Origin of the sequence: Priestia sp. TRN 1309, assembly GCF_050846875.1 — a bacterium.
GTDB lineage: Bacteria > Bacillota > Bacilli > Bacillales > Bacillaceae_H > Priestia > Priestia zanthoxyli.
On sequence record NZ_JBOZGM010000002.1, the window covers coordinates 949,620 to 974,408 of the forward strand.

A 24,789-nucleotide genomic window follows, 5' to 3' on the forward strand; every position below is an offset into this window, starting at 1 on the left:
GACTGTTTTTGACTATTTCTTGACCGATTTAATTTCTCTTGACTGAATTATGTTTAGCTTATCCTGTTTTAATGAGAGCCTATACATCAAAAAAGTTGTCCACCTTTTTGGACAACTCAAAGTGACCCATCATTTAAATAAAAACAGAAGCATATATAATATAGAAGCAAGGGCAGAAGAAATAGCCAAACTTGAGATAAAACGAACGAGTCTTTTCTTAATGAACTGCGTTAATTCAATTTCTCTTACTTGAGTTTTTTCATTTTGCATACAATATCCCTTCTTTAATCAAAATTTCCTAGTAGCTAAAAGTGACTACTCGCAGAATATGCTTTTATGTATTGTATGCAAGCGTTAAAAAAAAGATACAAATTCAACAAAAAAGCTACTCTTAGCTAGAGTAGCTTTCATCTTTCCATACATCTGCTTCAATTACTGCATCCGCTCGAATCGAATATGTATAACAAGGCCCTGTCACCATCAGCGTATTCGACTGCAGAGAAACTTTATCGATTGTCACTCGTTCATATCTTTGAATATGTCCTGCTTCATAGACGTGAAGGGTTACTGGATGATGCTCCGAGTAACTGTTCATAATGACATTTTCAATATGCTCAATCTTTTCTTTTTTCAACCCTAAAGACTGCTTATGCGCCTCGGGACTGTACATTTTCTTCATTTTCTCTAAATGCTCAGGCATTACTAACTTCGCATACTGTTTTAATTCATCTTGATACACGTTCATTCTCCCCCTTGACTCTTGCTTCTATTTTACCGAACGAACATTCTCATTGCAAAACTTTTTAATCAAAATAAAAGCAAACAATTCATTTTTTCATACTCCATAAAAACTGTCAAAAGATTTTATGTTGATAGCAGAAATTGATTTTTTAAAAAATAATAATATCCCATCTTTAATTCAGCCTCTAGAGTTGGTATAATACATTGTCATGACTGTGTTTTCGGAGTTTTTGATGATTGGAGGTAACGTTCATGATCAATAAAATAAAAGAAATTATCCTCATTATTCTAGGAAGCCTCATTTTCGCACTGGCCATTAATTATTTTGCTATTCCAAATGAATTAGCAGAAGGCGGCGTAACCGGTGTAACAATGATTACCTATTATGTACTAGGCTGGTCTCCTGGTATCACAAACTTTATATTAAACGGTTTGCTGGTACTGATCGGATACAAATTGCTTCACAAACGTGTGATTGCTTACACAATTATATGTATTATTTTCACATCTCTATTCCTACATATAACTGAAGGACTGGGAAATCCTCTTGACGATACGCTACTGGGGGCTATTTTTGCTGGTATTTTAGCCGGTGTAGGACTCGGGCTTGTGTTTAGAGGTGGCGGAACTTCCGGAGGCTCGGCAGTTATCGCCCGCTTAGCTAATCAATATCTAGACTGGAATATTAGCAAAACGATGCTAGCAATTGATTTATTAGTTGTAGCAAGCGCCTATTTTGTCATCGGTGGAGAAAAGACGATGTACACGGTTATTTCTCTTTATATCGGAACAAAGGTGCTGGATTATATTATTGAAGGACTCAACCCCCGCAAAGCAATCACCATTATTTCACACCGTTCAGCTGAAGTAGCCGAACAAGTTAACAAAAAGATGCAGCGAGGCGTCACTGTCTTTTCTGCTCATGGAAGCTATACAAAAGAAGCAAAAGACGTATTGTACGTAGTTGTGAACAAACAAGAACTATTAGAGTTAAAGCGCATTATTCATAAAGTCGATGAACAGGCTTTTGTGGTTGTCCACGATGTGCGAGACGTCTTTGGAGTAGGTTTTACTATTCCAAAAGCCAGCTAAAAACCCGCTGTAAAAAAGCGGGTTTTTTCTATTATATATGTTTGCGCTGGAAATACAGTGAACCTGCTGCTACAAAAAGAAGAAAGCTGCTTATGATAACCACTAAGAAAGTCTGTGTAGTCAGCATCAAATCCCATGACTCCCTTCCCGTTACACCTAACATTCCATACATCGGCTGAGTCCATGGGTACCAGGGACCAAATCTTTCAGAATTAACAACGAATAAATTCGGTAGTGTTAAAATGACGTTAACTGTTAAAGATGCTCCAAAGCTAGAAAGTGCCATCGACACAGCTAACATAAATGCAAGAATTGGCAACACTGCAATCCAGCCGCCTAGCATATTTCCAGCTATCATTTTTAATGGAATAGTACTCGGATAGTCTTTCAACATGCTAACTCCTAATAAAACAACAAATACAAGCACTTGAAGAATCCCCATGAAAGCTGCTGCTGTAATCAATTTTGCTCCGTATACCGATGTCCTTGTCACAGGAAGAGATAATAATTGCTTCCATCCTCCTGCTTCGTGTTCGTATCGACAAACGAATGAAGTTACTAAACCGCCAATTAACGGAAAAAGCAATAAGCCGTGAACATTGGCAATGAAAGCACTTGCCATAAGCCATTTCATTTTCCCATTTGGCAGCGCCGGATCTCCCACAAAAAGGATAGCAGCGATAAGAATTGGACTAATAAAAAGATATATCCAGGCTTTTGTTTTCAACAATTTAAACCATTCTACCTTACATAATTGCCACAACATTTACGCCACATCCTTTCTGATAAAGTGAAAGGCGCCTGCACCATATAAGAAAATACCAATAATTGCACCTGTTATCATATACGTATTCCGGTAATCAGAAAATACTAGCATCGGCCATTGCCAAATAAACCAGCTTGGCAACTCTCCCATACCACTCATTGTCACACTCATCATAATACCTAGTGCAAGAGAACGGCTTTGATTTTTGAAAAGCATGGACAACCATATTTGAATAGCTACAAACGGGATGGCTGAAAAGAACGGATAGAAGTTATAAACAAAAAGAGTTTTCCAAGAAGGGGGAAGACCAAATCCCAACCACCACCCTAGCCCGACTATACCAATCAATAGAAAAGCAGAAGCGATGAGTAACATAGCCATAACTACTATAAATTTTGCCGTATAAACACTTAGGCGGCTTACTGGTAAGCTCAGCAGCTGCTTCCAGGAGCTTCTGTGATATTCAACATGCGCTATATTTGAAGCAAGAATTGTTCCTCCCAGTAAAAAAGCTGTAGGAAGCGTAATGTTTATTTCATGAAAAAGACCTTCCCACACATTTGGATTTTGCTGAATTAAATATTCATATCGAACGCTGTAATCTACCAGTGTTAAGCCTATTACACCTGCTGGACCTAAAAATAATAAAAACCAGAGCCATTTTCTTTTTAATTTCATACACTCAGCCTGCAGTATTTTTGTGAACATATCTATTCTCCTCGCTTGTCAGCTTTAAAAAGATATCTTCTAATGATTTCGATTTTTCTTCAACTCGGTAGATTGAGACATTTTCTTGCACAAGCTGATAAACAAGATGTGCCACTTGCTCATGATCAATATAATCTAAAAGAAGACTATGTTTATCGATAGTAGGTACAAACCCGTTTGCTAATAGTATTGTTTTAGCCTTTTCTATCTCTCCTGTTGTAAATGCCACTTGATGCTTAGCTTTTTTGCGAAGCGATTCAATCGAGCCATTAAATAGCATCTTTCCTTTTGTAATAATACCTACTTGAATCGCTAAATGGTCGATTTCATAGAGTAAATGACTTGAAATCAATACGGTAACTCCGTTTTCCCCTGGCATTTCTTTAATTAATGAACGAATTTCTTGAATTCCTGCAGGATCCAGTCCGTTGGTTGGTTCGTCTAAGATTAATAAACGAGGATTTCCAAGGAGTGCAGAAGCAATACCAAGCCGCTGTTTCATTCCAAGAGAAAAGCCTTTGACTGGGCGATTTGCTTCTTTTGTTAATTTTACAATATTTAGTACTTCATCCACTCTGTTTTTAGATACACCTAGTATTTTACGAAGTACCTCTAAATTTTCTCTTGCAGTTAAATGCGCATAATGGGAAGGGCTCTCTACAAGTGAACCTATCTTTTTTAAGGCTTGAATATGCTGCCTGTGATTTTTTATTCTTTCTCCAAACAGCTCAATTTCCCCGCTCGTTGGCTTCATTAGCCCGAGCAACATTCGGATCGTTGTCGTCTTCCCTGCTCCATTAGGCCCTAAAAACCCGTAGATTTCTCCTTCTTTAATGGATAAATTCACTTCATTTACAGCTTCTGCTCCTTTAAATACTTTTATCAGCTGAGTCGTTTTAACAATTTCCACTTTTATCACCTCTCCTTTACTATAAACAGCCAAAGTTAAGAGGACGGAAAAGAAAGGTTAAAATTCGTTTAAAAAAGCGAGTGAATTAATCACTCGCTTTGTACACAATTTGAATATCCGTTCCATGTTTTGTAGAATGAATTGACCACGTTAACTCCATTTCTTTAATCATCGCATCCACAATCGCTAGACCTACACCGTTTTGCTTCGTATGGCTATTCTTTTTAAAGCCTGACCCTTTATCAGAAATGGTGAGAGAAGATAAATCATGCTCTTGAACAAGACGAAAACTAATAAAGTTACCTTCTTTGGCATGACGAATGACATTTTGACATAAATTATCTATTATTCTTTCTAACCACTGAACATCTCCGCGCCAATATATGGACTGAGAAGGCAGTTGAATATCCACTTCCATATTCTCTTCTTCAAATAATGGATACCATTGCGCAATGCTTTTTCTAAGAAATCGAGCCATATCAACTTCCTCTTCCCGATATGGATATTTTCCATTTAACAGCAGCGTATAGGAAAATAAATTATCTATTAAATCACTAACAAATTCTACTTTTGTATCAATTACCTCAAGAGATTGTTGAATGTTCAAGGCCATTTCTTCGTTTTTTAGCTGATAAATATGCGTTCGAACAGTCGTGAGCGGTGTTCGTAAGTCATGCGATAGACTCATAATTAAGTCTTGCCGCAGCTGTTCTTCTTGCTTCTCTCGATACCGGCTTTCATGAAGCTGTTTAACCATTTGATTAAAGGATTGTTCTAGCTGACCAATTTCATCCGTGGACTCAGATACAACAGGTAAAGGAATTCCTCGCTCGCCTTTGTTGTTCATAGCAGCTTGTAACACTCGCAGCCTTTTTCGAATTCGAAGAAAAAAGAACAGAGAAAGTACAATAAAAGAAAGCACAATAATAAAAACAAATCCTAAATAAATATTATAGTAGGCTGGGTCTAGCCTTTGAATAGGAGGCTCAACGGCTTTTTCTGGCACTTCAATGACCATAAAACCTTGCTTTTTATCTGTCCCAATAAAGGTAATAACCGTATACGGATTGTTTCCGTATCGTTTTTTTATAAATTCAGCCGTATAAGACGATGACCATTGCTTCGGAAGGGCTGCATGATAAGGAAGCGGAAGCTGTGTTTGTCCATCTTCGTTTACCCAGAACATTGAAGCTTCAGGGTATTTTTCTTTTAATAATTTTAGCTTTTGATTAATTGTTTTCTCATTTGCTCCTTCTAGCTTTCGGGCTTCTTCATTCCACATTTGTTCGTAGTAGCTTTTTCCTTTATACTCTTCATTTAATAATCCTTGAATATGCATAAAAGGGACGGTGATCAGCCATGAGCCTGCAAAAAATGATACCGGTATAATTAGTACAGCTGAAAGCATAATTAAGATATACTTCGTGATAAGAGACTGTGTAACGTTCATTGCTTTACCCTGTACCCAATCCCTCGTATTGTTTCAATAATTTCAGGCTTAGCTGCATTTTTCTCCAATTTTTCTCGTAAATAGCGAATATGTACCATTAATGTTTTATCTCCTTCTATATAACGCTCTTTCCATACTCCTTCATAAATTTGTTCTTTTGTTAAAATTTGATTTAAATGCTGAAGGAAATAAGTAAAAATATGAAATTGCTTACCTGTTAAACTAATTTCTTCACTTGTCTCTCTGTTCATCACGCGATAGTCTATCATCGAAATATGCAAATGTTTTACAATAAGCTCTTCTTTCTTTCTTGAAAATCTCCTTAACAATACTTCGAGCCTTGCAAGCAGCTCTTCTGGATGAAACGGCTTTGTGACATAGTCATCGGCAAACTCTAGCCCCATGATCTTATCTTCTAGGGCTGTACGAGCTGAAAGCATTAAAATCGGGACATCAGGTGCTAGTTTTTTAAGCTTTTTTCCCACTGTAAATCCATCTAACCCAGGCAGCATTACATCTAGAATGACAATATCCGTTTGTTTAATAAACTGACTGGCGATATCTCCTGATTGTAACCAAGTAACTTCATAGTTTTGCTTTTTAAGCTCATTTTGAATCATTAATCCAATTTCTTCATTGTCTTCAATGTATAAAACGTGATTCATGCGCACACCCCCTTTACTTCTTTTTCCATTTTATCGAATTCTTGTTAACGATAAAAGCCTAAAAAGCTAAAAGGCGATGCCTTTTAGCTTTTTTCTTTACACGTCCATTTAATTAACAAACCGCAATGCGTTAATCCTCCTCCAAACCCATAGAGAATAAGAAGGTCATTATCCCGTACTTTTCCTGTCATTATTCCTTCGTTCAAGGCAAGTGGAATAGAAGCTGAAGATGTATTTCCGCAGTATTGTACACTCGTTAACGTTTTATCCATTGAAACACCTGTTTTAGCACAAATAGCTTCAATCATCCGAAGGTTTGCACTGTGCGGAATAAACCAATTTACATCAGAAAGAGAAATGGAAGTACCCTTTAACAATGCTCCTACTCCTTTTGGAATCGTTCGGACAGCAAAGCGGTATACTTCACGCCCATTTTGAACTAAATTTCCGCTCGCGTTAATTTCTTTTCCTGAAAGAGTATCAGATAAATTAGAACGATATAAATTCACCCCTCCGCTTCCGTCCGTTCCGTAGTGACATCCTAAGAAACTTGGATTATGCTCATCGTATTCTACAAGCATAGCTCCCGCTCCGTCACCGAACAGCACGCAGGTGGCCCGGTCCGTATAATCTGTAATTTTCGACATGACTTCAGCACCAATAACTAAAATCTTTTTATGCAATCCGGACGTCACTAAGCCGTTCGCCACGTGAAGTCCATATGTAAAACCGGCGCATGCGGCACTTAAATCAAATGCAGCAGCTTGATCAATATGAAAGTAATCTTGAACCTGACATGCTACGCTAGGAAAAAAGTGATCCGGTGTTGTTGTCGAAACAATAATTGCATCTACATCTTCTATTTCTACAGCATATCGGTTGAGCAAATTTTCAACTGCTCGAATGGCAAGCGTAGACGTGTATTCGCCTTCACCAGCAATTCGCCGTTCTTTCATTCCCGTGCGCTGTACAATCCATTCGTCACTTGTATCAACCATTTCTTTTAAATGGTCGTTCGTTAATTTTTGCTTTGGTGTATATATCCCCATTCCTGTGATTCTAGCTTTTGATTGCATCATTTCTCCACCTCAAATCAGTTGATACTTAATTATAACACCTACTTTTAATATCTGGTACTAATTTATTAATAGATAAAAAGCGCAAAGGTATACCCTTCACGCTTTTTATCAAATAGAATAATCTTCTGGAATAAATACTTTTAGCTGCTTAGGCTTTACATACACCTGCTCTCCTACTTGAAGGCTGAGTGTTTTATAATGCTCTTTGCTTAATTCAGCTTCTAAAAATTCTTCTGCATCTTCTCTTTTTAATTCAATTTGCACGATAGGTCCTATCACATGAATATGGCTAACGGTTGCAGAAACGGCATCTGCGCTTGTTTTTACTTTTTCAAGGTGAATATCATGAGGTCGCACATATCCAACAGCTGCTTCTTCATTTCTTCCGCTAAATTCTGGAACATCCATTTCAAAGCTTCCTTGTTTTAGCCTGCCTTTATGAATGCGACCCTTAAATAAATTGACGTTTCCTAAAAAATCGTACACAAATGGACTGTTAGGATGATCATATACTTCCTCAGGACTTCCAATCTGCTCAATTTTCCCGTTGTTCATTACAACAATACGATCAGCTACATCTAAAGCTTCTTCTTGATCATGCGTAACGAATATACTCGTAATATGAAAGTCATTATGCAATTTACGCAGCCATCTGCGTAAATCTTTACGAACTTTCGCATCCAAAGCGCCAAAAGGTTCATCTAATAGCAGTACTTTCGGTTCCACTGCTAACGCTCGAGCAAGCGCTACTCGCTGGCGCTGTCCTCCCGATAATTGAGAAGGATAGCGATTTGCAAGCGGCTCTAGTTTCACAAGCTGCAGCAGCTCGGTTACTTTCTTGTTAATGTCCATTTTAGAAGGTCTTGTTTTTTTAGGTCGTACTTTTAAACCATACGCAATGTTATCAAACACAGTCATATGCCTGAACAAAGCATAGTGTTGAAAAACAAACCCTACATTCCGCTCTTTTGGATTTACGTGCGTAATTTCCTTTCCATCAAATAAAATAGCTCCTTGGTCAAGATGTTCAAGACCGGCAATGATGCGAAGCAAAGATGTTTTTCCAGAACCGGACGGACCGAGTAAAGCTACTAATTCACCCGTTTGAATATCAATGTTAATAGAATCCAGCGCTTTAAAATCACCAAAGTTCTTTGATACGTGCTTAATATGGATACTCATCTCATAAGCTCCTTCCTTTTTAAATATGTTTGGCTTTCCACTCAATAATATTTTTTACAATTAATGTAAATATAGCTAAAACTGACATTAAAGATGCTACCGCAAACGCTGCTGCAAATTGATATTCATTGTAGAGAATTTCAATATGAAGAGGCATCGTATTTGTCATTCCTCGAATGTGCCCCGACACAACGGAAACAGCTCCAAACTCTCCAATCGCCCTCGCATTACATAAAATGATTCCATATAATAAGCCCCATTTAATATTAGGTAATGTCACTAGAAAAAAAGTTTTGAAACCGCTGGCTCCTAACGTTAACGATGCCTCTTCTTCGGCTGACCCTTGAGCTTGCATGAGTGGAATCAATTCTTTGGCAACAAACGGAAGCGTTACAAAAAGGGTAGCTAATATAATACCGGGAATAGCAAAGACAATTTTGATGTCGTGATTAAACAGCCATTCTCCGAACAACCCTTGTGCACCAAATAATAAAATAAAAATCAATCCAGCAATAACAGGCGAAACGGCAAATGGTAAATCAATAAGCGTAATTAAAATATTCTTTCCTTTAAAATCAAACTTCGTAATTAACCATGCAGCTACCACGCCAAAAACGGCATTTAACGGAACGGTAATCAGCACAACGATTAACGTTAGTTTAATAGCAGCCAGGGCATCTGGATTTGTAATCGCAGCGAGATATGTTTCCCACCCTCTTTGAAAGGCTGTTATAAAAATCGTGATAAGCGGAAGTACTAAGAATAGAGCTAAAAAAGCCAGTGCAATAAATGTAAGCAGCCATCGGACGACTTTGGGCTCTTTTAAACTAGAATGAGTGATTTCAACAGTCGTTTTTGCGTGCTGCATTGGAACATGTCCTGCCAATGTCATCCCTCCTTAACTATGTATAAATTTACGATTTGTCCACCATTGAATAATATTAATAAGTAATAACAGAAAAAATGATACAACGAGCATGACTGATGCAATAGCAGTAGCTCCCGCATAATCGTACTGCTCGAGTTTTGTCATAATAATAAGCGGCGTAATTTCAGTTTTCATCGGCATATTTCCAGCAATAAAAACAACGGACCCATATTCTCCAAGCGCTCTTGCGAATGAAAGAGAAAAACCTGTTAAAACAGCCGGCACCAGCTCCGGAAAAATAACTTTTCTGAACGTTTGCATTCGGCTGGCTCCTAAACTAGCAGATGCTTCTTCGATCTCTGCATTAAAGTTTTGCAATACCGGCTGCACCATTCGGACGACAAACGGCAGACCGATAAACGTAAGAGCGATAATAATTCCGATAGGCGTAAATGCGATTTTAAACGTAAATAATTGACCAATCCATCCTTTCGGAACGTAAAGAGTGGTCAAGGCAATGCCGGCAACAGCCGTTGGCAAGGCAAACGGCAAATCCACAAGTCCGTCAATAAACCTCTTTCCAGGAAAATGATACCTCACTAATACCCACGCAATAATGGTTCCAAAAATAACATTAATGATGCCGGCTGCAAATGCTGCTCCAAAACTTAATTTATACGACGCTACTACTCTAGGTTCTGTAACAGTTTTAATAAAGTCGCTCCATCCCATAGATGCCGTATTTAAAAAAATCATAGCTAACGGAAAAAGCACAAGGATACTTGCATAAAACATCGTAAAACCTAAAGAAAGCCCAAATCCAGGTAAGATGCTTTTCTTTTTTTTCTGTCGTTGTAACACGCTCACGTCTTACACCTCTCTCTGCTTTCAAGATACATGTACACGGAAGATACGAATCACCATTCGTATCTTCCTCGTTCTACTTTTTTAATGAATCATATTACTTTGGCTGATAAATCTGATCGAATGTTCCCCCATCATTAAAATGCGTTTCTTGAGCTTTTTTCCAGCCGCCAAAATCTTTAATAGTGATTAGGTTAAGCGAAGGGAATTGATCTTTGTGTTTCTCTAATACTTTTTTATTTCGAGGACGATAGTAGTTTTCCGCTGCGATTTCCTGACCTTTTTCTGTATATAGGTATTTTAAGTATGCTTTTGCTACCTTTGTCGTGCCTTTCTTTTCAGCTACTTTATCTACTACAGCAACAGGTGGCTCTGCTAAAATACTTAATGACGGTGTTACAATTTCAAATTTATCTTTTCCTAGCTCATTTAACGATAAGTAAGCTTCGTTTTCCCATGCAATTAACACGTCTCCAATGCCTCGCTCTACAAAGGTAGTGGTAGCTCCGCGTGCGCCTGAGTCTAACACTTCGACATTTCCATAAAGCTTACTCATGAAGTCTTCAATCTTTTTGTTATCGCCGTTATATTTATCCTTCGCATATGCCCATGCAGCTAAATAATTCCAGCGCGCGCCTCCAGAAGTTTTTGGATTTGGCGTAATAACAGATGTACCTTTTTTCGTTAAATCATCCCAATCTTTAATTCCTTTTGGATTTCCTTTACGAACTAAAAAAACAATCGTTGATGTGTATGGTGTAGAATTATGAGCCAATTCTTTTTCCCAGTCTTTGTTTAATAATTGACGAGTTTGAGCGATTTCATCAATATCGTAAGCAAGCGCCAGCGTTACTACATCCGCTTCTAAACCGTCAATAACTGCTCGGCCTTGCTTACCAGAGCCACCGTGTGATTGCTGAATAGTGACGTCTTGCCCTGTTTTATCTTTCCAATAAGACGCAAAGCTCTTATTGAACTCCTGATAAAGCTCACGTGTAGGATCATATGAAACGTTTAAAAGTTCTACTGGTTTTTTTGAATCGTTTTTACTCGCAGAACTATCTTTCCCTGCTGTTTCAGTAGATTTTCCATTGCCGCAACCTGCTAGCACCACGAGCAGTGCTGTCAGCACCATTAAAAACTGAACTGCTTTTTTCTTCATGTTTTACTCCCCTTTTTATAAAAAAATACAAAAAGGCCGCTATCTCTTTAAAAAGAGAAGCAGCCTTCAGTTAGTCTGATCAGCGTATGTGCTCTTAAATTATTCTTATTAAATTTATTCGTAAGAATAAAAAGAAGATACTTTCTGAAAAGACAATTTATTCTTGTTTTTATAATAAACACACTTTACCCATTAGTCAACTAGGTTTTGAATCTTTTTTACACTTATTTTAGTTCTTTTTACGTATTTTCCTTACTTACTGCGTGCCTGATACTCTTTTTCTAAGTCAGAGAGTGTGAGTTCAAAAAGATGATGATTTTCTTTTTTATAAATCCCTTTTTTCAGTAACTCTTCAATGAGGTATTGTTTTCTTTGGCGCACCGCTGCTCGTAATAAATTTTCCATCTTTTCTCCTCCTATTATATTAATTTAAGAATAAAAAAAAGACTCCTAACACAGGTCAGAAGCCTTCGGTAATCCGATCAGCACAGGAATGAAACTGTCAGATCTTCATAATTTTAAAACGTATAAAGCTGCTGCTTTAGCAGCTTTACACTTTTCATCGTCATACTCATACAACCTATAACTCAATTTTAATTCGAAAAATTCTAAATCTTCGACCGAAAAGAAAGTCAATTCTTCTTCGAATGCGCACGTTTTCTATATTTAATACAGTACTTGCTTGCCCCGCCGTCAAGCGTTCGCTATCTAGACAGGCCCTTCAGTTTCTCTAAATACGTATTGAAATAAGCTTATTTGTGGCTTGCTACTTTGCTTTTAGCTAAAAAGCGGTTTTTTTCCGTGCTGTCCACTTGAGTAATTTGTCCGTCGTGAAGAGTAATTAGTACAGATCCATAGTTGATTTCAGTTAGTAATTTAACAATATAATCTAATCTTTCTTGTGTAATTGAAGCCATTTTATCATTCTCCTATTCATAGATAAATTTATATTTTAGTTGCAGTTGAATAAACAAAGCGAACAACATCTATAAGTACTTGTATAATGTGCAGAAGATAAATACATCGTAATCCTCCCCATATGTTCAGTTGAAGATTGAGATTTTAATGACCACAACCAATGTACAGAAAAGGCCCACACCAGTAGCGAACAAGTATGAGCCTTCGGTTGACCGATCAGCTTCTTTAGCATCCCAATTTTTTCAAAAGATTTATACTATCTATATTATTTACACTTTACCTATATGTCAAGTAGGGATTAAAAAAATAAATAGATATTATTAATTTTTTTTATATCTTTGACCTAATAAAAAAAGACTCATCTGCATGAACTTACACAGACGAGTCTTTTTTATTCCTATTTTTTTGGATAGGCAAAGTTACCGTAAAGATGCTTCCTTGTTCTTTTTTGCTTTCAACACGTATTGCGCCCTCATGCAGTCGCACAATTTTTTTTGTAATAGCTAGACCGAGGCCGCTTCCTTTTAACGTTCTGGACTTATCTACTTTATAAAAGCTTTCAAAAATATATTTTTGATCTTCTTCGATAATACCAATTCCATTATCCTTTATTTTCACGTCTATTTCTTCGTTTTTTTGATGAATGGATATTTTCACAAATCCATTTTCAGGCGTATATTTAACAGCATTTGTTACTAAATTTAGCCAAACTTGCTCTAACAAATCTTTATCTGCTTCTATTTGAACATTGGATAAATCAAGGTCAATTTCTATGTTCTTTTTTATCCACTGAGGTTCTAAAGCCATGACCACATGCCTGATTTGTTCATCTAAACGGTATTGCTGCAGCATTAGCGTTTGATGTTCAGAGTCAAGAGAAGCAAGCTTTAGCAAATTGGAACTAAGCTGAGATAGTCTTGTACTTTCTTTTTCGATAATCGTTAAATATTGTATCTTTTTATCTTCACTGACGATATCATCTTTAAGTGCCGCTGAAAAACCGCGAATAGAGGTCAGCGGTGATTGAATTTCATGCGAAACGCTAGCAATAAACTCTTGCCTCATCGTTTCTATTTTGTTTAATTCTTTAGTCATTTGATTAAAGTTTTTAGTTAACAGACCAATTTCATCATTCGCTACGTGCTCGACTTGCACATTGTATTCGCCTTGTCCGACAACTTTCATCGCTGTACTGAGACGCTTAATCGGTTTAATAATAATCGTTGAAACATATGCAAACAATACAATACCTACTAATAAAATCGTAATAAGCTGGATATTTTGAACATCTTGAATAACTGAAAATTGCCGCTGTGGATGAGACTGAATAAATAGAGCATACGACCGTCCATTTTCTTTAAAAGGGAGACCCACTACGTTTGGCTGTGGACGATCACCTTTTTCCTCGTTTAAATTAGAATAACGCTTCCCGTCTAATACTTGATCTACTTCTTTCGGTGTAATTGGAATAGGCGGTCCCGGCTGTCCTAATACTTTCTCTTTATGCTGATCATCAATAATAATAAACGAAAAATGAATGAATGATGAATTAGATAAAAACCTTGCAGCTTTATCGGAGTCTTCTGCTCCGTACAAATCGATAAAATCTTCTCCCATCTTCACCATATCCTGACCTAATCGCATTTCGAGCTTCTGCTTGCTAAGAAATGTCGTGACGACAACGGTAATCACAACGCTCAATAAAATTGTAATGATGAACGACAGAACCAGCTTTACATAAATTGATTTCACGTTAACACCCTTCTGCTCTATAGCCTAGTCCGCGAATTGTTTTGATTTCCATACCGACGTTTTTCATATGATTAAGCCTCTCTCGCAGACGTTTTATGTGAACGTCTACCGTGCGCTCATCACCTTCATAATCATATCCCCAAATTAATTGAATAAGCTGATCACGAGTAAAAATCTTTCCTGGAGAACTAACTAATGTGAACAGTAATTCAAACTCTTTTAACGGTAGCTGTTCGCTTGTTTCTCCTGCACTCATCTCTAATTTGGTACGGTCCAATTTTATATTCCCCATATAAATTACATTGTTAGCTTCTACTCGGTACCTGCGTAAAAGGGCCTTTACACGAGCAACCATTTCCTGAGGATCAAAAGGCTTCACGACATAGTCGTCTGTTCCGATATCAAATCCTTTTAGTTTATCATGCGATTCGCCTCTAGCTGTTACCATCAAAACCGGTATATCAAAATACTCCTTAATTTCCTTTGTTAGTTCCCATCCGTCTTTAAATGGCATCATGATATCAACGACCGCTAGATCAATTCGAAACTCTTCCATTTTCGCCCACGCTTCTTCACCATCTGCTGCTTTTATAATTTTAAATCCTTGATTTTCTAAATATAATGATATCAGCTCTCGAATGTGTTGATCATCATCTGCAACTAATATTTGAATCATACATGTCTCTCCCTATTCCTAAGTTTGTCCAGCTTTTACGCACAGTAAGCTCTCTGTTTATACCAAACAGAGAGCCACATAAGATCATACAATGATTTTATACTTCAAATATGAACTGAATATGAACAAACTGATTAACTCTTATTAGCTGAAGTTGTTTGCTCGTTCTTTTTCTACAATTCCTTCCAAATACGATAAAAACGTTTGACGTAAATCTTTACGCTTTAACCCTACTTCTACCATTGCTTTCATATAGCCTACCTTATCTCCAATGTCAAAGCGCTGCCCTTCAAGTTCAAGAGCAAACAATCGCTCTTTTTCACATACCACGCGCAGTGCATCTGTTAATTGTAATTCATTTCCTACCCCTCTTTCAATCGTTTTTAGATAAGAAAAAATAGAAGGGTTTAAAATGTAGCGGCCCATAACGGCAATCGTTGACGGAGCTTGTTCTATTGATGGTTTTTCAATCAAGTCATTCACTTCGTGAATGCTGCCAGATTTATTTTTCGGCTGAATAATGCCGTATTTTGATACTTCTTCAACATCCACTTTTTGAACTCCAATAACTGATTGATTAGTCGTTTCATACGCTTGAATCATCTGTTTGAGCGTAGGTTCTTCAGAAGTCATAATATCGTCTCCAAGAAGAACGGCAAACGGCTCATCTCCAATAAACTGCTCAGCACAAAGAATAGCATGACCAAGTCCTAACGGCTCTTTTTGACGAATATAGTGAATGCTGGCCATTGATGAAATCGTTTGTACTTCTTTTAACATTTCGAACTTGTGCTTTTCTTCAAGCATTTGCTCTAATTCAATTGATTTGTCAAAATGATCTTCAATTGATTTTTTATTTCGACCTGTAATAAAAATAATACTTTCAATGCCTGATTTCACAGCTTCTTCTACAATGTATTGTACAGCAGGCTTATCGACAATTGGCAGCATTTCTTTGGGCTGCGCTTTTGTCGCTGGCAAAAATCGAGTTCCTAAACCGCCTACTGGAATAACTGCTTTTTTTATCGTCATATATGAATCCCTCTTTCTTTTTTAGTAGTAAATACAAATAATTTGGTGCCAATAAAATTGATACCGACACTTACGATTGTAATTAAAAGTTTACTGATTAGCAGTGGTATACCCCATTTATTATATAGAACAGTCAACAGAAAAGATGTTAGGGATAAAGTGATTAAATTCACGATCACGAATGAAATCACTTCACGCTTACTGCTTTTTTCTTTTTTCTCAAACGTCCATTTACGATTCATGACATAACTGTTTAAAATGCCCGCATTGTATGAAATCCACTGCGCTAGTATGTAGTTCACACCGATTGTTGTTAAAAGTGCGTATACTACAAAATCAATCAGTGTATTTACAACTCCTACTAACGCAAATTTAATCAAGGGTATCCATTTGTTAGTCACGAAGTGATACTTCCTTGCGTGTTTCAAGCTGATACTTTTCACGGACGATATAGAGTGGACGATTTTTTGTTTCATCGTAGATGCGACCAATATATTCTCCGATCATACCAAGAATGATTAAAATGATGCCGCTAAAGAATAGCTGAATGACAATTAATGACGACCACCCTGTGATGGTGCTGTCTGTAAATAACTTCAAATACAGCACCACTAAAAGATAAATAAAACCAACACCTGATAGCGTTACACCAGCATAGCTAGCTAGCTTCAGCGGTTTATAGGAGAAAGACGTAATGCCATCCATTGAAAGCTTCAGCATCTTTTTCAAAGGATATTTTGACTCCCCGGCCAAACGCTCGTCTCGCTCATATTCTACTGCTATTTGCTTAAAGCCAACCCAGCTTACTAATCCGCGAACAAAGCGATTTTTTTCTTGAATGCTATTCATTTGATTGCACACTTTACGATCTAGCAAACGAAAATCCCCTGTATCGAGCGGAATATCAATATCGGTCATCGCACGTAAGAAACGATAAAACATAGCCGCTGTTTGCTTTTTAAAATATGTTTCTCCTTTTCGCTTTGTACGCTTAGCGTATACAACATCAAACCCTTGCTTCCATTTTTCAATCATCTCTAAAATTAATTCGGGCGGGTCTTGCAAATCAGCATCAATCACAACGACCGCCTCTCCTCGTGCATAATCCATACCAGCTGTAATAGCAATTTGATGACCAAAGTTACGGGCAAAATCTAATAAAACAACCGCTGGGTCTTGCTCACTGTACTCTTTAATAATTTCTGCCGTTCGGTCTCTACTGCCGTCGTTCACGAAAAGAAGCTCGTAAGCTTCTTTCGTTGAACGCATCACTTCTGTTAGACGGCGATAGGTTTCATGAATCACTTCTTCTTCGTTGTAGACAGGAACAACAATAGAATATTTAATAATTGAACTCATGTTCATGTCCTCCTTATTTAAGCGTTATTTCGTATAATGTTCCGTTTCCGGATGGTCCTTGCTGAGAACTTGATGAAGTAGACTGCCATTTGGAAGAAGGGATCTCCTTACTATTTTCTTTAATCCACGTGATAACGTCAGATTGGCCTCCCTTACCCATTCCAGACAGGTAGAAATATTTCACTTCACCTTTTTTAATCATAGATTTTAATTTACTCACCGTTAGAATTGGATCTGAACCGCTAAATCCTCCCATTGCCATGACTGGCTTGCCCGTTTTGATAATGTAAGGCGCAGCTGAAGTTGAATCCGTTGTGGCAAATAAATATTTTTCGCCTGTATTATTTTTTGTTAAATAGTTTAGTAGCTTTGTGTTTACTTCTGCGTTCATCCCTCCACTTTTTCGTTTTGAAGATGATAATTTGCTTGAAGAGCTACTTGGCATTTGCATTTGACCATTATTTTTGGACGAGCCTCCTGGCATTTGAACGCTGTTTGACGATCCGCTTGGCGGCTGCATTTGACCATTGTTGGACGAACCGCCCGGCATTTGCATTTGACCGCCGTTCGATGAACCGCTTGGCGGCTGCATTTGATTGTTTGAAGATGAATTGCTGCCAGAGCTTCCTGGAGGCTGCATGCCGTTAAAGCCAGACTGTTTGCTATTTGTAGCTGTGCTTGGAGGTCCTCCCATACCGCTTGAAGAATCAGGACCTGCTGCTGGAAGCATGCTATTTCCACCATAAATAATTGGTGTCATCGCCCAGTACGCCGGCATTGCAAGCAAGACAACCATTGCTGCTACTCCTAAATAATTCGTTACAGAATTTTTACGCTCTTTACGAATAGCTAAAACAAGAGCTAAAATGACGCCCAGTGCCCCTACACCTGCAATTGGCGCTACGCCGATTGAGCTGACATAAGGAGACATGATATATACTTGAAGCGCTGCTGTTGTTAAAATACCACTCGGCAGCAGCCATGATTTCCAGCCATTATGCTGTTTGTACATACTCCATAAAGCTACTGCTCCCGCTCCTGCAAATGCTGCGATTGGAGGTGCCAGCATAATTAAATAATACTGATGGAAAAATCCTGCGATACTAAAGAAAACAGCTACCGGCAGCAGCCAAGCTAACCAAAATAAACTTTCTTTTTGTTTTGCCGTGTAAGGCCCTTTAAATTTCACTCCAGCAAATAGACCCACGATTGAAAAGATTACAAATGGTAATAACCAGCTGATTTGATCTGATAACCCTTTTTGGAACAGTCGGAATGGACCAGGGTTCCCCGTGTTGAACATTCCGTTTTGATTTCCTCCATCTGGAGCCTGCATCTTTTGAGAAGAGCTGCTCTTGCTTTGATTTGAGCTTTGTGAAGACTCAGCATTTGAATTACTCGTTTGTTTTGTTTCACTGCTTGCTGTTTGCTGCTGAGCTTGAGCAGGCTGTTTATGACTGCTTCCCGTCACGCTTGTATTTCCAGTTAAACGATTGATACCGTTATATCCAAAAGCAAGCTCTAGAACTGAATTTGTTTGACTGCTTCCCATATAAGGACGCTTATCAGCCGAAGTTGAATCTACTACGACTGCCCATGAGACAGAAACAGCAAGCATCAGTGCAGTTGCTGTTGTTAAAAAAGCAATTTTCTTTTTCCACGTAATTTTGGTTGCCACTACATAGAAAACATAGAATGCTGGTAAAACCATGTATGCTTGAAGCATTTTCATGTTAAATGCAACACCAATCATCGCAAAAGCCGCTAACACCCAGCCAAATTTAGCTGTACGCACAGCACGAAACAACATCCACGTTGCTACTAATAATGTAAACACAAGCATACTATCAATATTATTTGTTCGGCTTACCGCGGGCACAATTGGCGTCAGAGCCATCGCAAGAGCAGCAAACCTCCCAGCCCATACGCCAAACGTACGTTTCACGAGTACGTATAGTAAAAGAACTGAACCGATGCCTGCTAATGCTTGCGGTAAAATGACGCTCCACCCGTGAAATCCAAATATTTTGGCGCTAATTGTCTGAATCCAAAACACAACCGGCGGCTTATCAATGGTTACATAGCCTCCTGGATCAAAAGATGCGTAAAAGAAATTATGAAAACTTTGAAGCATACTTTTGACAGCTGCCGTGTAATAAGCGTTGGCGTATTCATCTGTCCAAATTTTAAATAAGTTCAAAAACGCTGCAATTAAAACAATTGGAACTAAAAATAAGTCTATTCTTTTTTTGTTTGAAGTCCGTTCTTCTTTCACTTCACTGTTCATGTGTTTCATTTCACTCCTTCGTAATTTCTGACTTTAGTCTAACAAGCTTATGTGAACTGATTATGAACAGTGAAAATAATGTTTTTATTTTTTAAAAAGCTATTTGACCTCTTACGCTCAGCAATGAAATATTTTACAATTAAAGAATCAAGTACATGAAATGAAAAGGATCTTTCTTGGATGCTGCAGCTTCTATGAAACATTCTTATCAACACTTCATCCACTTCTTGCTGAGAAAGGAGACAACTTTATGATTCAAGTAAAAGATATATACGGAAATTTACCCACACTAGAAACAGAAAGACTCCGCTTGCGGAAAGTTACCAAAAAAGATGTGCGTGACATGTTTGAATATGCCTCAAATGAAAAGGTAAGCAGATATGTAAATTGGGAAAAGCACCGAAAGCTTCAAGATACAAAAGAGTTTGTTTCCTTCGTTTTAAAGCAGTACAGCAACCAATCCATTTCTCCTTGGGCTATGGAAATCAAAGCCCTGAAAAAATGTATTGGCACCATTGACTTTGTCACTTGGAACCCTACTCATCGCATTGCGGAAATTGGCTATGCGATTTCTGAAGCATATTGGAATAAGGGATTTGTTACGGAAGCAGCTGAAAAAGTAATTGCGTTTGGATTTGAAGAAATGGATTTAGTGCGCATTCAGGCCAGGTGCTTTGTTGAAAATGCCGCTTCTGAGAAAGTGATGAAAAAAATCGGTATGTCTTATGAAGGAACAATTCGAAAAGCCATGTTTATTAAAGGAGCTCATCAAGACTTAAAGTTATATTCAATCTTGCGAGAAGAATACACGCGCAACGCGTAGAAAATGTATAAAATACTTTCCATAACACAGGCTAACTTCAACACTAACTCTTCCTTTTGAGGTGAACAATGTTGGAGCAAGCAATTCAGCATTTAGACTTATCTGCACACGGTTTGTGGTTTCCGATTACCGTTAGTTTATGCTTATTTATTCTTGCCCTTGTTTTATTTAAACGGCTGGTTTTTTATCTATTCAATAGCGGTATACTTCCTCGTTTATGCTTTTGTGCTGCCATGGCATATCGCATTTATTAAGTAAAAAAGCGGATGTTGATTAACATCCGCTTTTTTACTATGCACTTACTTTCTACATGCTGAAATCCATATTTATGGCCGGTCATTTTATGCGCCGCGATGACACATGCGTGCGGCTATGCTCTTCAGGACGTGTAAACCCAATTTTTAAAAGCGCCGCTTCTAAATTTGCTTCTGTTTTAATTTGATTAAAATCAATTCCTAGTTTCACTACCGTTTGAGCAATTTCCGGTCGTATCCCCGTTATAATAGCTTCCACTCCCACCAATTTAAGCGATCGATGAATTTTAAAAAGATTGTCTGCTACCATTGTATCAATAATCACGACACCTGAAATATCTAAAATAAGATAAGATAATTGAAGGCTTGTCCCTTTTTTCAAGCAGGTTTCCATAATAACTTGCGAGCGGTGGGTATCAATTTCTCCAATAATCGGCATAATAGCAATCCCTTTTGTGACAGGTACGAGCGGAACTGAAAGTTCTTCTAGTGACGTATAAGCTAAATTCATCATATATCGATTATGCTCGTCATAAATTTGACCAAAAACACATGTTACCGTATCTAAAAGTGGATCAATTCGTTCACTGACATGCAGCATGGTAATTGCAGCAAACTGATGCTCCTCTAGTTCTCTTGTAAATACATCCCAAATAACGCTGCGATAGATTGGAAGGATACCCAGTGCTTTTTCTAAAGGAATATTTTTTTCCACTGCATATTTACCCGTATCAAGTGCCCATTCTTTAACAAGTTTAAGTACAGCCTCCTGTTCTTCAAATAGAGCTCTCCCAAAGTATTCCATAATTGACACTCGCCACTTCAGAATTTTCTTTTCTTTCAATTCCTCTAGACTTAGCGTATGTGTAGCATCTAAACGTTCGGCTAATTTTTCTGACAAGCTATATTTATGTTCAAGAATCTTTTTTCCTATATACACGAGCTCCTCTTTCATAAAATACGTTCAGCTCCTCTTTTCTGCTATTTTTACTGCATATATAACCTTGACTAAGCCTACTTATCCATTCGAAAATTGACTAGCCTTCCTAAAAATAACAAAAAAGCGGTTATTTTATGAATTTTCTTTCTTTTTATTATAGTACCAGAGTAAGAGCCGCACAACTTAAAATTTGCTTCGGAAAAAATTTATGCTTTTATATAAAAAGCGAGATGGGGGCATAACGAAATCAACAGTTAGAAGCCAATACATACATTAAATCTACGTTTACGATGAGCATAAAAAAACACGAACTATCCATCACCTTTCAATAGATCGTTCGTGTTCAACTTTAACTAACATACTTTTGTCTCAGCCTCGTTTTTTATATTCACTTTCTTTTATCTCGCCTTACACTTGGAATAGCCAGACAACAATTGGCCCAAAAACGGATCCTAATACAGCGCTTAACGTCATTGATACTGAACTCATCGATACCGTTAGCTCACCGTATTCAAATGCTTTAGAAGTTCCTAGCGCATGAGAAGCACTGCCTAATGCAATTCCTTTTCCTAAAGAACTCTTGATCCGAATCCATTTTAAAAGTAGCGGTCCAAGGATTACTCCAGAAAAACCTGCGATCATAACAAATACCACGGTCATCGATGGAACGCCCCCTAGTCCTGTGGCGATCTGAATCGCTACCGGAGTAGTAATAGACTTAGGAATAATGGATAAAATCAGGCTTCGATCAACGCCAAATACTTCAGCAAACACGAGTCCGCTGATCATGCCTGCGAATAACCCTACAAATACCCCTCCAATAATAGGAACGCTGTATTTTACTAGCATCTCACGCTGTTTATAGAGTGGATACGCTAATGCAACAACCGCTGGTCCTAGAAGTGAATTAATCCATTTGCCTCCAATCATATACTCATCATAGGAAACATGAAAAGCAAGCAAAAGAAGAATAACGAATATGGTTGTAGTTAAAACAGGAATAAGAATCGGATAGGAGAACCGCACGTATACTTTTGCCATGACTAGATACAAAGCAACTGTAGCTACGATTATAAAGACCGCGATAAAGAATTCTTGCACTGTTGTTTCTCCTTTCGTTTGTTCGCTTTCTTTTCCAAAAGTTGGCTGGCAGTCCCTGCAGCGGCCATCGTAACAATCGTACTAAGCACAATAATTAAAAATAAAACCGCTCCGCTGCTTGAAAGAAGCGAAGGATAATTCATCACACCTGCCATAGCTGGTATGAATAATAGCGGTAAAAAAGATAACAAGAAACTTGCTCCGTCTTCAATTATTTTGATGGGAACAACTTTGCATGTTAAGCAAATGAGCATTAAAATTAAGCCTATAATACTGCCTGGAATAGGTAGATGAAGCATATGGTGAACAGCTTCGCCAATCATAGAAAAAGCATAAAGAATCGCAATTTGTAAAATGATTCGTATCACTTTCATTATAGGTCACTGTCCTATAAATAAAGAACAGCTGCCCTCCTCTCTTTATTTTGTCATGTTGTCTAACATTTAACTATATAAACACCTTTACTTTACCTACTTTTACTTGTACTATACAACTATATATACATTTGTATTATACAAGTATATATTTCTTTGTCAATGAATGATTTTGTAAGGGGCGATTATAATGCAAGAAAAGAATTCAATTGAATTGATTGAATATGAACTTACTACCTTTATTAGACGAGCGGTCTATCTTGATAATTCCGAAAATAAAATAGGAAACCTAGAAAGATCAGCTTATTTATTGCTGCGGCAATTAGATGAATTTGGACCAGCTCGTGTAAAAGAACTGGCAGAAGCATTTAAACTCGACATTTCAACTCTTTCTAGACAGGCTGCTGCTTTAGAAAATAAAAAGCTTATTTCTCGCTCCTCTGATCCTTCGGATGGGCGAGTCAGCCTATTTGACATCACAACACGCGGGAAACAAATGCTGCAAACTGATAAGCAAATGCGCCTTGAACGCTATCATAGTATGTTAAAAAAATGGTCAAGTGAAGAAAAGGAGCTATTTGGCAAACTATTAATGCGGCTGAATGACGCATTTATCGATTAAATAGAAATTCATGAAAATTAGGCTACTGCTGCAAGGTGTTTGTCCCTTTCTCTTTTCTCTTTTTTGCATTTAATGTAAAGAGACTATTGAAAAGGATGTATGATTATGTCTGTTCCGAATAAACGGAAAGCCACGCCCTGCCTCTTCCCCGGCTATAAATGGTGTGGCCCCGGATGCAGTGGTCCGGGATGTCCTGTAAATGATGTAGACTGCTGCTGTAAATACCATGATTTATGCTATGAAGATTACCGATCATGCCGCTCATGTGATGAGCAATTTCTTGAGTGTCTTTGCTCCAAAGCAAATCCGTACAGTTTAAAAGGAAGACAGGCATACGCTATGTATACCTATATGCGGCTGAAGTTAGCTTTAAAACAATATGACTAAGCAGAAAAGAGGTGAATTAAAAAATTCATCTCTTTTTTATGCCATTTTATCCGTATGAATCCAAAAGCGTTGAACAATAGCCCCGTCCTCTTCTATATAATCCTCGTCTTGTATACCACCGTTTGCCAGAATAGTTCGACGAGAAGCAGTGTTCCAATCATCACACACAACTAATGCCCGTTGAACTCCCAGCTTTTTAATTTCTTGAAGAGATAACCTCAGTAGCAGCTTGGCATATCCTTTTTGTCTTTCACTTGGCCGAATACCATACCCTATATGTCCTCCGCTGTTTCGAAGTATTTCACTTAGCTCATGGCGGATATTAACTACGCCTATTACTCTTTCGTGATGCATTAGCCAGTAGGTGGAATCGGGTACAAATCCTTTTTTTAATCCGATCCCTTTTTCTGCATCTAATAACTCTTGAACCATTTTTCCAAAGTAAGCAGGATCTTTAGCAATGACCCACGGAATCATTTTTTCTCCGCTTGCTTTCCATTCATGATAAAAGCTCATATAAGCCTTTTTATAAGCTGCATCTGGTTTAATTAAAACAGCGGTTTCCACGTACCTTCCTCCTTTTTGTTTATTATGTTTATACTACCGATTTTTCCCAATAAATAAAAGAGGATAATTTACGTGATGTGATCGTTGTATGAGCTTGTTTATAAGGTATGTAACAAAAAGCGCTCAATGAATGGGGACTGACCCCCTAGAGTGAGACAAATAAAAAACACCTTTAAGTTAAAAAACGGGTATGTAGTACCTAACAATAAC

28 protein-coding genes are annotated in these 24,789 nt (G+C 37.8%); 4 read left to right on the forward strand and 24 right to left on the reverse strand.

The window, feature by feature from the left end; translation table 11 throughout:
* Positions 1-129 precede the first annotated feature (129 nt).
* Both ACRPLQ_RS12145 and ACRPLQ_RS12150 read right to left on the reverse strand, forming a co-directional pair.
* Complete coding sequence (locus tag ACRPLQ_RS12145) at positions 130-270, reverse strand: hypothetical protein (protein ID WP_013056833.1); 141 nt, start codon at positions 268-270, stop codon at positions 130-132.
* A gap of 121 nt (positions 271-391) precedes the next feature.
* Positions 392-745 (reverse strand): YolD-like family protein, encoded by a 354-nt coding sequence (locus ACRPLQ_RS12150; protein WP_033578844.1) that lies wholly within the window; start codon positions 743-745, stop codon positions 392-394.
* 248 nt (positions 746-993) lie between these two features.
* On the opposite strand from ACRPLQ_RS12150, the gene ACRPLQ_RS12155 reads away from it, so the two are divergent.
* Positions 994-1,833, forward strand: a complete 840-nt coding sequence (locus ACRPLQ_RS12155) for a YitT family protein (RefSeq protein WP_028413534.1) — start codon at positions 994-996, stop codon at positions 1,831-1,833.
* Positions 1,834-1,864: 31 nt separating this feature from the next.
* Here the strand turns inward: ACRPLQ_RS12155 and ACRPLQ_RS12160 are convergent, their stop codons facing one another.
* The 18 genes from ACRPLQ_RS12160 to ACRPLQ_RS12245 form a co-directional block, all read right to left on the reverse strand.
* The gene (locus tag ACRPLQ_RS12160) at positions 1,865-2,599 is read right to left on the reverse strand and encodes an ABC transporter permease (protein ID WP_328141493.1); all 735 of its coding nucleotides are present in this window, start codon (positions 2,597-2,599) and stop codon (positions 1,865-1,867) included.
* On the reverse strand, positions 2,600-3,307 hold the full coding sequence (locus tag ACRPLQ_RS12165) for an ABC transporter permease (protein WP_430078459.1): 708 nt from the start codon (positions 3,305-3,307) through the stop codon (positions 2,600-2,602).
* A complete protein-coding gene (locus ACRPLQ_RS12170; protein WP_432236019.1) occupies positions 3,282-4,217 on the reverse strand; it encodes an ATP-binding cassette domain-containing protein in 936 nt (311 codons plus the stop codon). Before ACRPLQ_RS12170 ends, ACRPLQ_RS12165 begins: the two co-directional genes overlap by 26 nt.
* An 85-nt stretch (positions 4,218-4,302) precedes the next feature.
* Positions 4,303-5,667: a HAMP domain-containing sensor histidine kinase gene (locus ACRPLQ_RS12175; RefSeq protein ID WP_028413538.1), complete on the reverse strand. Its 1,365-nt coding sequence runs from the start codon at positions 5,665-5,667 to the stop codon at positions 4,303-4,305.
* Complete coding sequence (locus ACRPLQ_RS12180) at positions 5,664-6,332, reverse strand: response regulator transcription factor (RefSeq protein ID WP_028413539.1); 669 nt, start codon at positions 6,330-6,332, stop codon at positions 5,664-5,666. Before ACRPLQ_RS12180 ends, ACRPLQ_RS12175 begins: the two co-directional genes overlap by 4 nt.
* Positions 6,333-6,415: 83 nt before the next feature.
* On the reverse strand, positions 6,416-7,411 hold the full coding sequence (locus tag ACRPLQ_RS12185; protein WP_098626795.1) for a ketoacyl-ACP synthase III: 996 nt from the start codon (positions 7,409-7,411) through the stop codon (positions 6,416-6,418).
* Between the two features lie 108 nt (positions 7,412-7,519).
* Positions 7,520-8,593 carry a sulfate/molybdate ABC transporter ATP-binding protein gene (locus tag ACRPLQ_RS12190; protein ID WP_033578842.1) on the reverse strand — a complete coding sequence of 358 codons (1,074 nt, stop codon included), beginning with the start codon at positions 8,591-8,593 and terminating at the stop codon, positions 7,520-7,522.
* Positions 8,594-8,612: 19 nt separating this feature from the next.
* Positions 8,613-9,479, reverse strand: coding sequence for a sulfate ABC transporter permease subunit CysW (gene cysW / locus ACRPLQ_RS12195; protein ID WP_328141496.1), 867 nt, complete (start codon positions 9,477-9,479; stop codon positions 8,613-8,615).
* Between the two features lie 12 nt (positions 9,480-9,491).
* Positions 9,492-10,328, reverse strand: coding sequence for a sulfate ABC transporter permease subunit CysT (gene cysT / locus ACRPLQ_RS12200; RefSeq protein WP_033578840.1), 837 nt, complete (start codon positions 10,326-10,328; stop codon positions 9,492-9,494).
* A 94-nt stretch (positions 10,329-10,422) separates the two neighbouring features.
* The gene (locus tag ACRPLQ_RS12205) at positions 10,423-11,487 is read right to left on the reverse strand and encodes a sulfate ABC transporter substrate-binding protein (protein WP_432236020.1); all 1,065 of its coding nucleotides are present in this window, start codon (positions 11,485-11,487) and stop codon (positions 10,423-10,425) included.
* A gap of 252 nt (positions 11,488-11,739) precedes the next feature.
* Positions 11,740-11,892 (reverse strand): Fur-regulated basic protein FbpA, encoded by a 153-nt coding sequence (locus ACRPLQ_RS12210; protein WP_013056825.1) that lies wholly within the window; start codon positions 11,890-11,892, stop codon positions 11,740-11,742.
* 347 nt (positions 11,893-12,239) lie between these two features.
* Positions 12,240-12,404: a DUF2292 domain-containing protein gene (locus tag ACRPLQ_RS12215; RefSeq protein ID WP_430078472.1), complete on the reverse strand. Its 165-nt coding sequence runs from the start codon at positions 12,402-12,404 to the stop codon at positions 12,240-12,242.
* Between the two features lie 373 nt (positions 12,405-12,777).
* Complete coding sequence (locus ACRPLQ_RS12220) at positions 12,778-14,157, reverse strand: sensor histidine kinase (RefSeq protein WP_432236021.1); 1,380 nt, start codon at positions 14,155-14,157, stop codon at positions 12,778-12,780.
* 1 nt (position 14,158) lies between these two features.
* Positions 14,159-14,833 carry a response regulator transcription factor gene (locus ACRPLQ_RS12225; RefSeq protein WP_013056822.1) on the reverse strand — a complete coding sequence of 225 codons (675 nt, stop codon included), beginning with the start codon at positions 14,831-14,833 and terminating at the stop codon, positions 14,159-14,161.
* A 144-nt stretch (positions 14,834-14,977) separates the two neighbouring features.
* Complete coding sequence (gene galU, locus ACRPLQ_RS12230) at positions 14,978-15,865, reverse strand: UTP--glucose-1-phosphate uridylyltransferase GalU (protein ID WP_165635963.1); 888 nt, start codon at positions 15,863-15,865, stop codon at positions 14,978-14,980.
* Positions 15,862-16,266: a GtrA family protein gene (locus tag ACRPLQ_RS12235; protein ID WP_165635962.1), complete on the reverse strand. Its 405-nt coding sequence runs from the start codon at positions 16,264-16,266 to the stop codon at positions 15,862-15,864. Before ACRPLQ_RS12235 ends, galU begins: the two co-directional genes overlap by 4 nt.
* Complete coding sequence (locus tag ACRPLQ_RS12240; protein WP_033578836.1) at positions 16,259-17,224, reverse strand: glycosyltransferase family 2 protein; 966 nt, start codon at positions 17,222-17,224, stop codon at positions 16,259-16,261. Before ACRPLQ_RS12240 ends, ACRPLQ_RS12235 begins: the two co-directional genes overlap by 8 nt.
* Positions 17,225-17,237: 13 nt before the next feature.
* Positions 17,238-19,520 (reverse strand): ArnT family glycosyltransferase, encoded by a 2,283-nt coding sequence (locus ACRPLQ_RS12245; RefSeq protein WP_049164300.1) that lies wholly within the window; start codon positions 19,518-19,520, stop codon positions 17,238-17,240.
* 241 nt (positions 19,521-19,761) lie between these two features.
* Here ACRPLQ_RS12245 and ACRPLQ_RS12250 point away from each other — a divergent pair, with 241 nt between their 5' ends.
* Positions 19,762-20,334: a GNAT family N-acetyltransferase gene (locus tag ACRPLQ_RS12250; RefSeq protein ID WP_014460341.1), complete on the forward strand. Its 573-nt coding sequence runs from the start codon at positions 19,762-19,764 to the stop codon at positions 20,332-20,334.
* Between the two features lie 336 nt (positions 20,335-20,670).
* Here ACRPLQ_RS12250 and ACRPLQ_RS12255 read toward each other — a convergent pair whose 3' ends face one another.
* The 3 genes from ACRPLQ_RS12255 to ACRPLQ_RS12265 all read right to left on the reverse strand — a co-directional run bounded on the left by ACRPLQ_RS12255 (position 20,671) and on the right by ACRPLQ_RS12265 (position 23,003).
* Positions 20,671-21,543, reverse strand: coding sequence for an STAS domain-containing protein (locus ACRPLQ_RS12255; protein WP_033578835.1), 873 nt, complete (start codon positions 21,541-21,543; stop codon positions 20,671-20,673).
* Between the two features lie 393 nt (positions 21,544-21,936).
* The gene (locus tag ACRPLQ_RS12260; protein WP_028413552.1) at positions 21,937-22,629 is read right to left on the reverse strand and encodes an LrgB family protein; all 693 of its coding nucleotides are present in this window, start codon (positions 22,627-22,629) and stop codon (positions 21,937-21,939) included.
* Positions 22,599-23,003 (reverse strand): CidA/LrgA family holin-like protein, encoded by a 405-nt coding sequence (locus tag ACRPLQ_RS12265; protein WP_033578834.1) that lies wholly within the window; start codon positions 23,001-23,003, stop codon positions 22,599-22,601. The genes ACRPLQ_RS12260 and ACRPLQ_RS12265 overlap by 31 nt, the downstream gene beginning before the upstream one ends.
* Positions 23,004-23,193: 190 nt before the next feature.
* Between ACRPLQ_RS12265 and ACRPLQ_RS12270 the strand changes: the two genes are divergently transcribed.
* Together ACRPLQ_RS12270 and ACRPLQ_RS12275 are read left to right on the forward strand one after the other, a co-directional pair.
* Entirely contained in the window at positions 23,194-23,625 is a 432-nt protein-coding gene (locus ACRPLQ_RS12270; protein WP_165635960.1) for a MarR family winged helix-turn-helix transcriptional regulator, read from the forward strand.
* 105 nt (positions 23,626-23,730) lie between these two features.
* Positions 23,731-24,012 carry a phospholipase gene (locus ACRPLQ_RS12275; protein ID WP_432236022.1) on the forward strand — a complete coding sequence of 94 codons (282 nt, stop codon included), beginning with the start codon at positions 23,731-23,733 and terminating at the stop codon, positions 24,010-24,012.
* Between the two features lie 36 nt (positions 24,013-24,048).
* On the opposite strand, the gene ACRPLQ_RS12280 is transcribed toward ACRPLQ_RS12275, so the two are convergent.
* Positions 24,049-24,528 carry a GNAT family N-acetyltransferase gene (locus ACRPLQ_RS12280; RefSeq protein WP_205689768.1) on the reverse strand — a complete coding sequence of 160 codons (480 nt, stop codon included), beginning with the start codon at positions 24,526-24,528 and terminating at the stop codon, positions 24,049-24,051.
* Between the last annotated feature and the right edge of the window lie 261 nt (positions 24,529-24,789).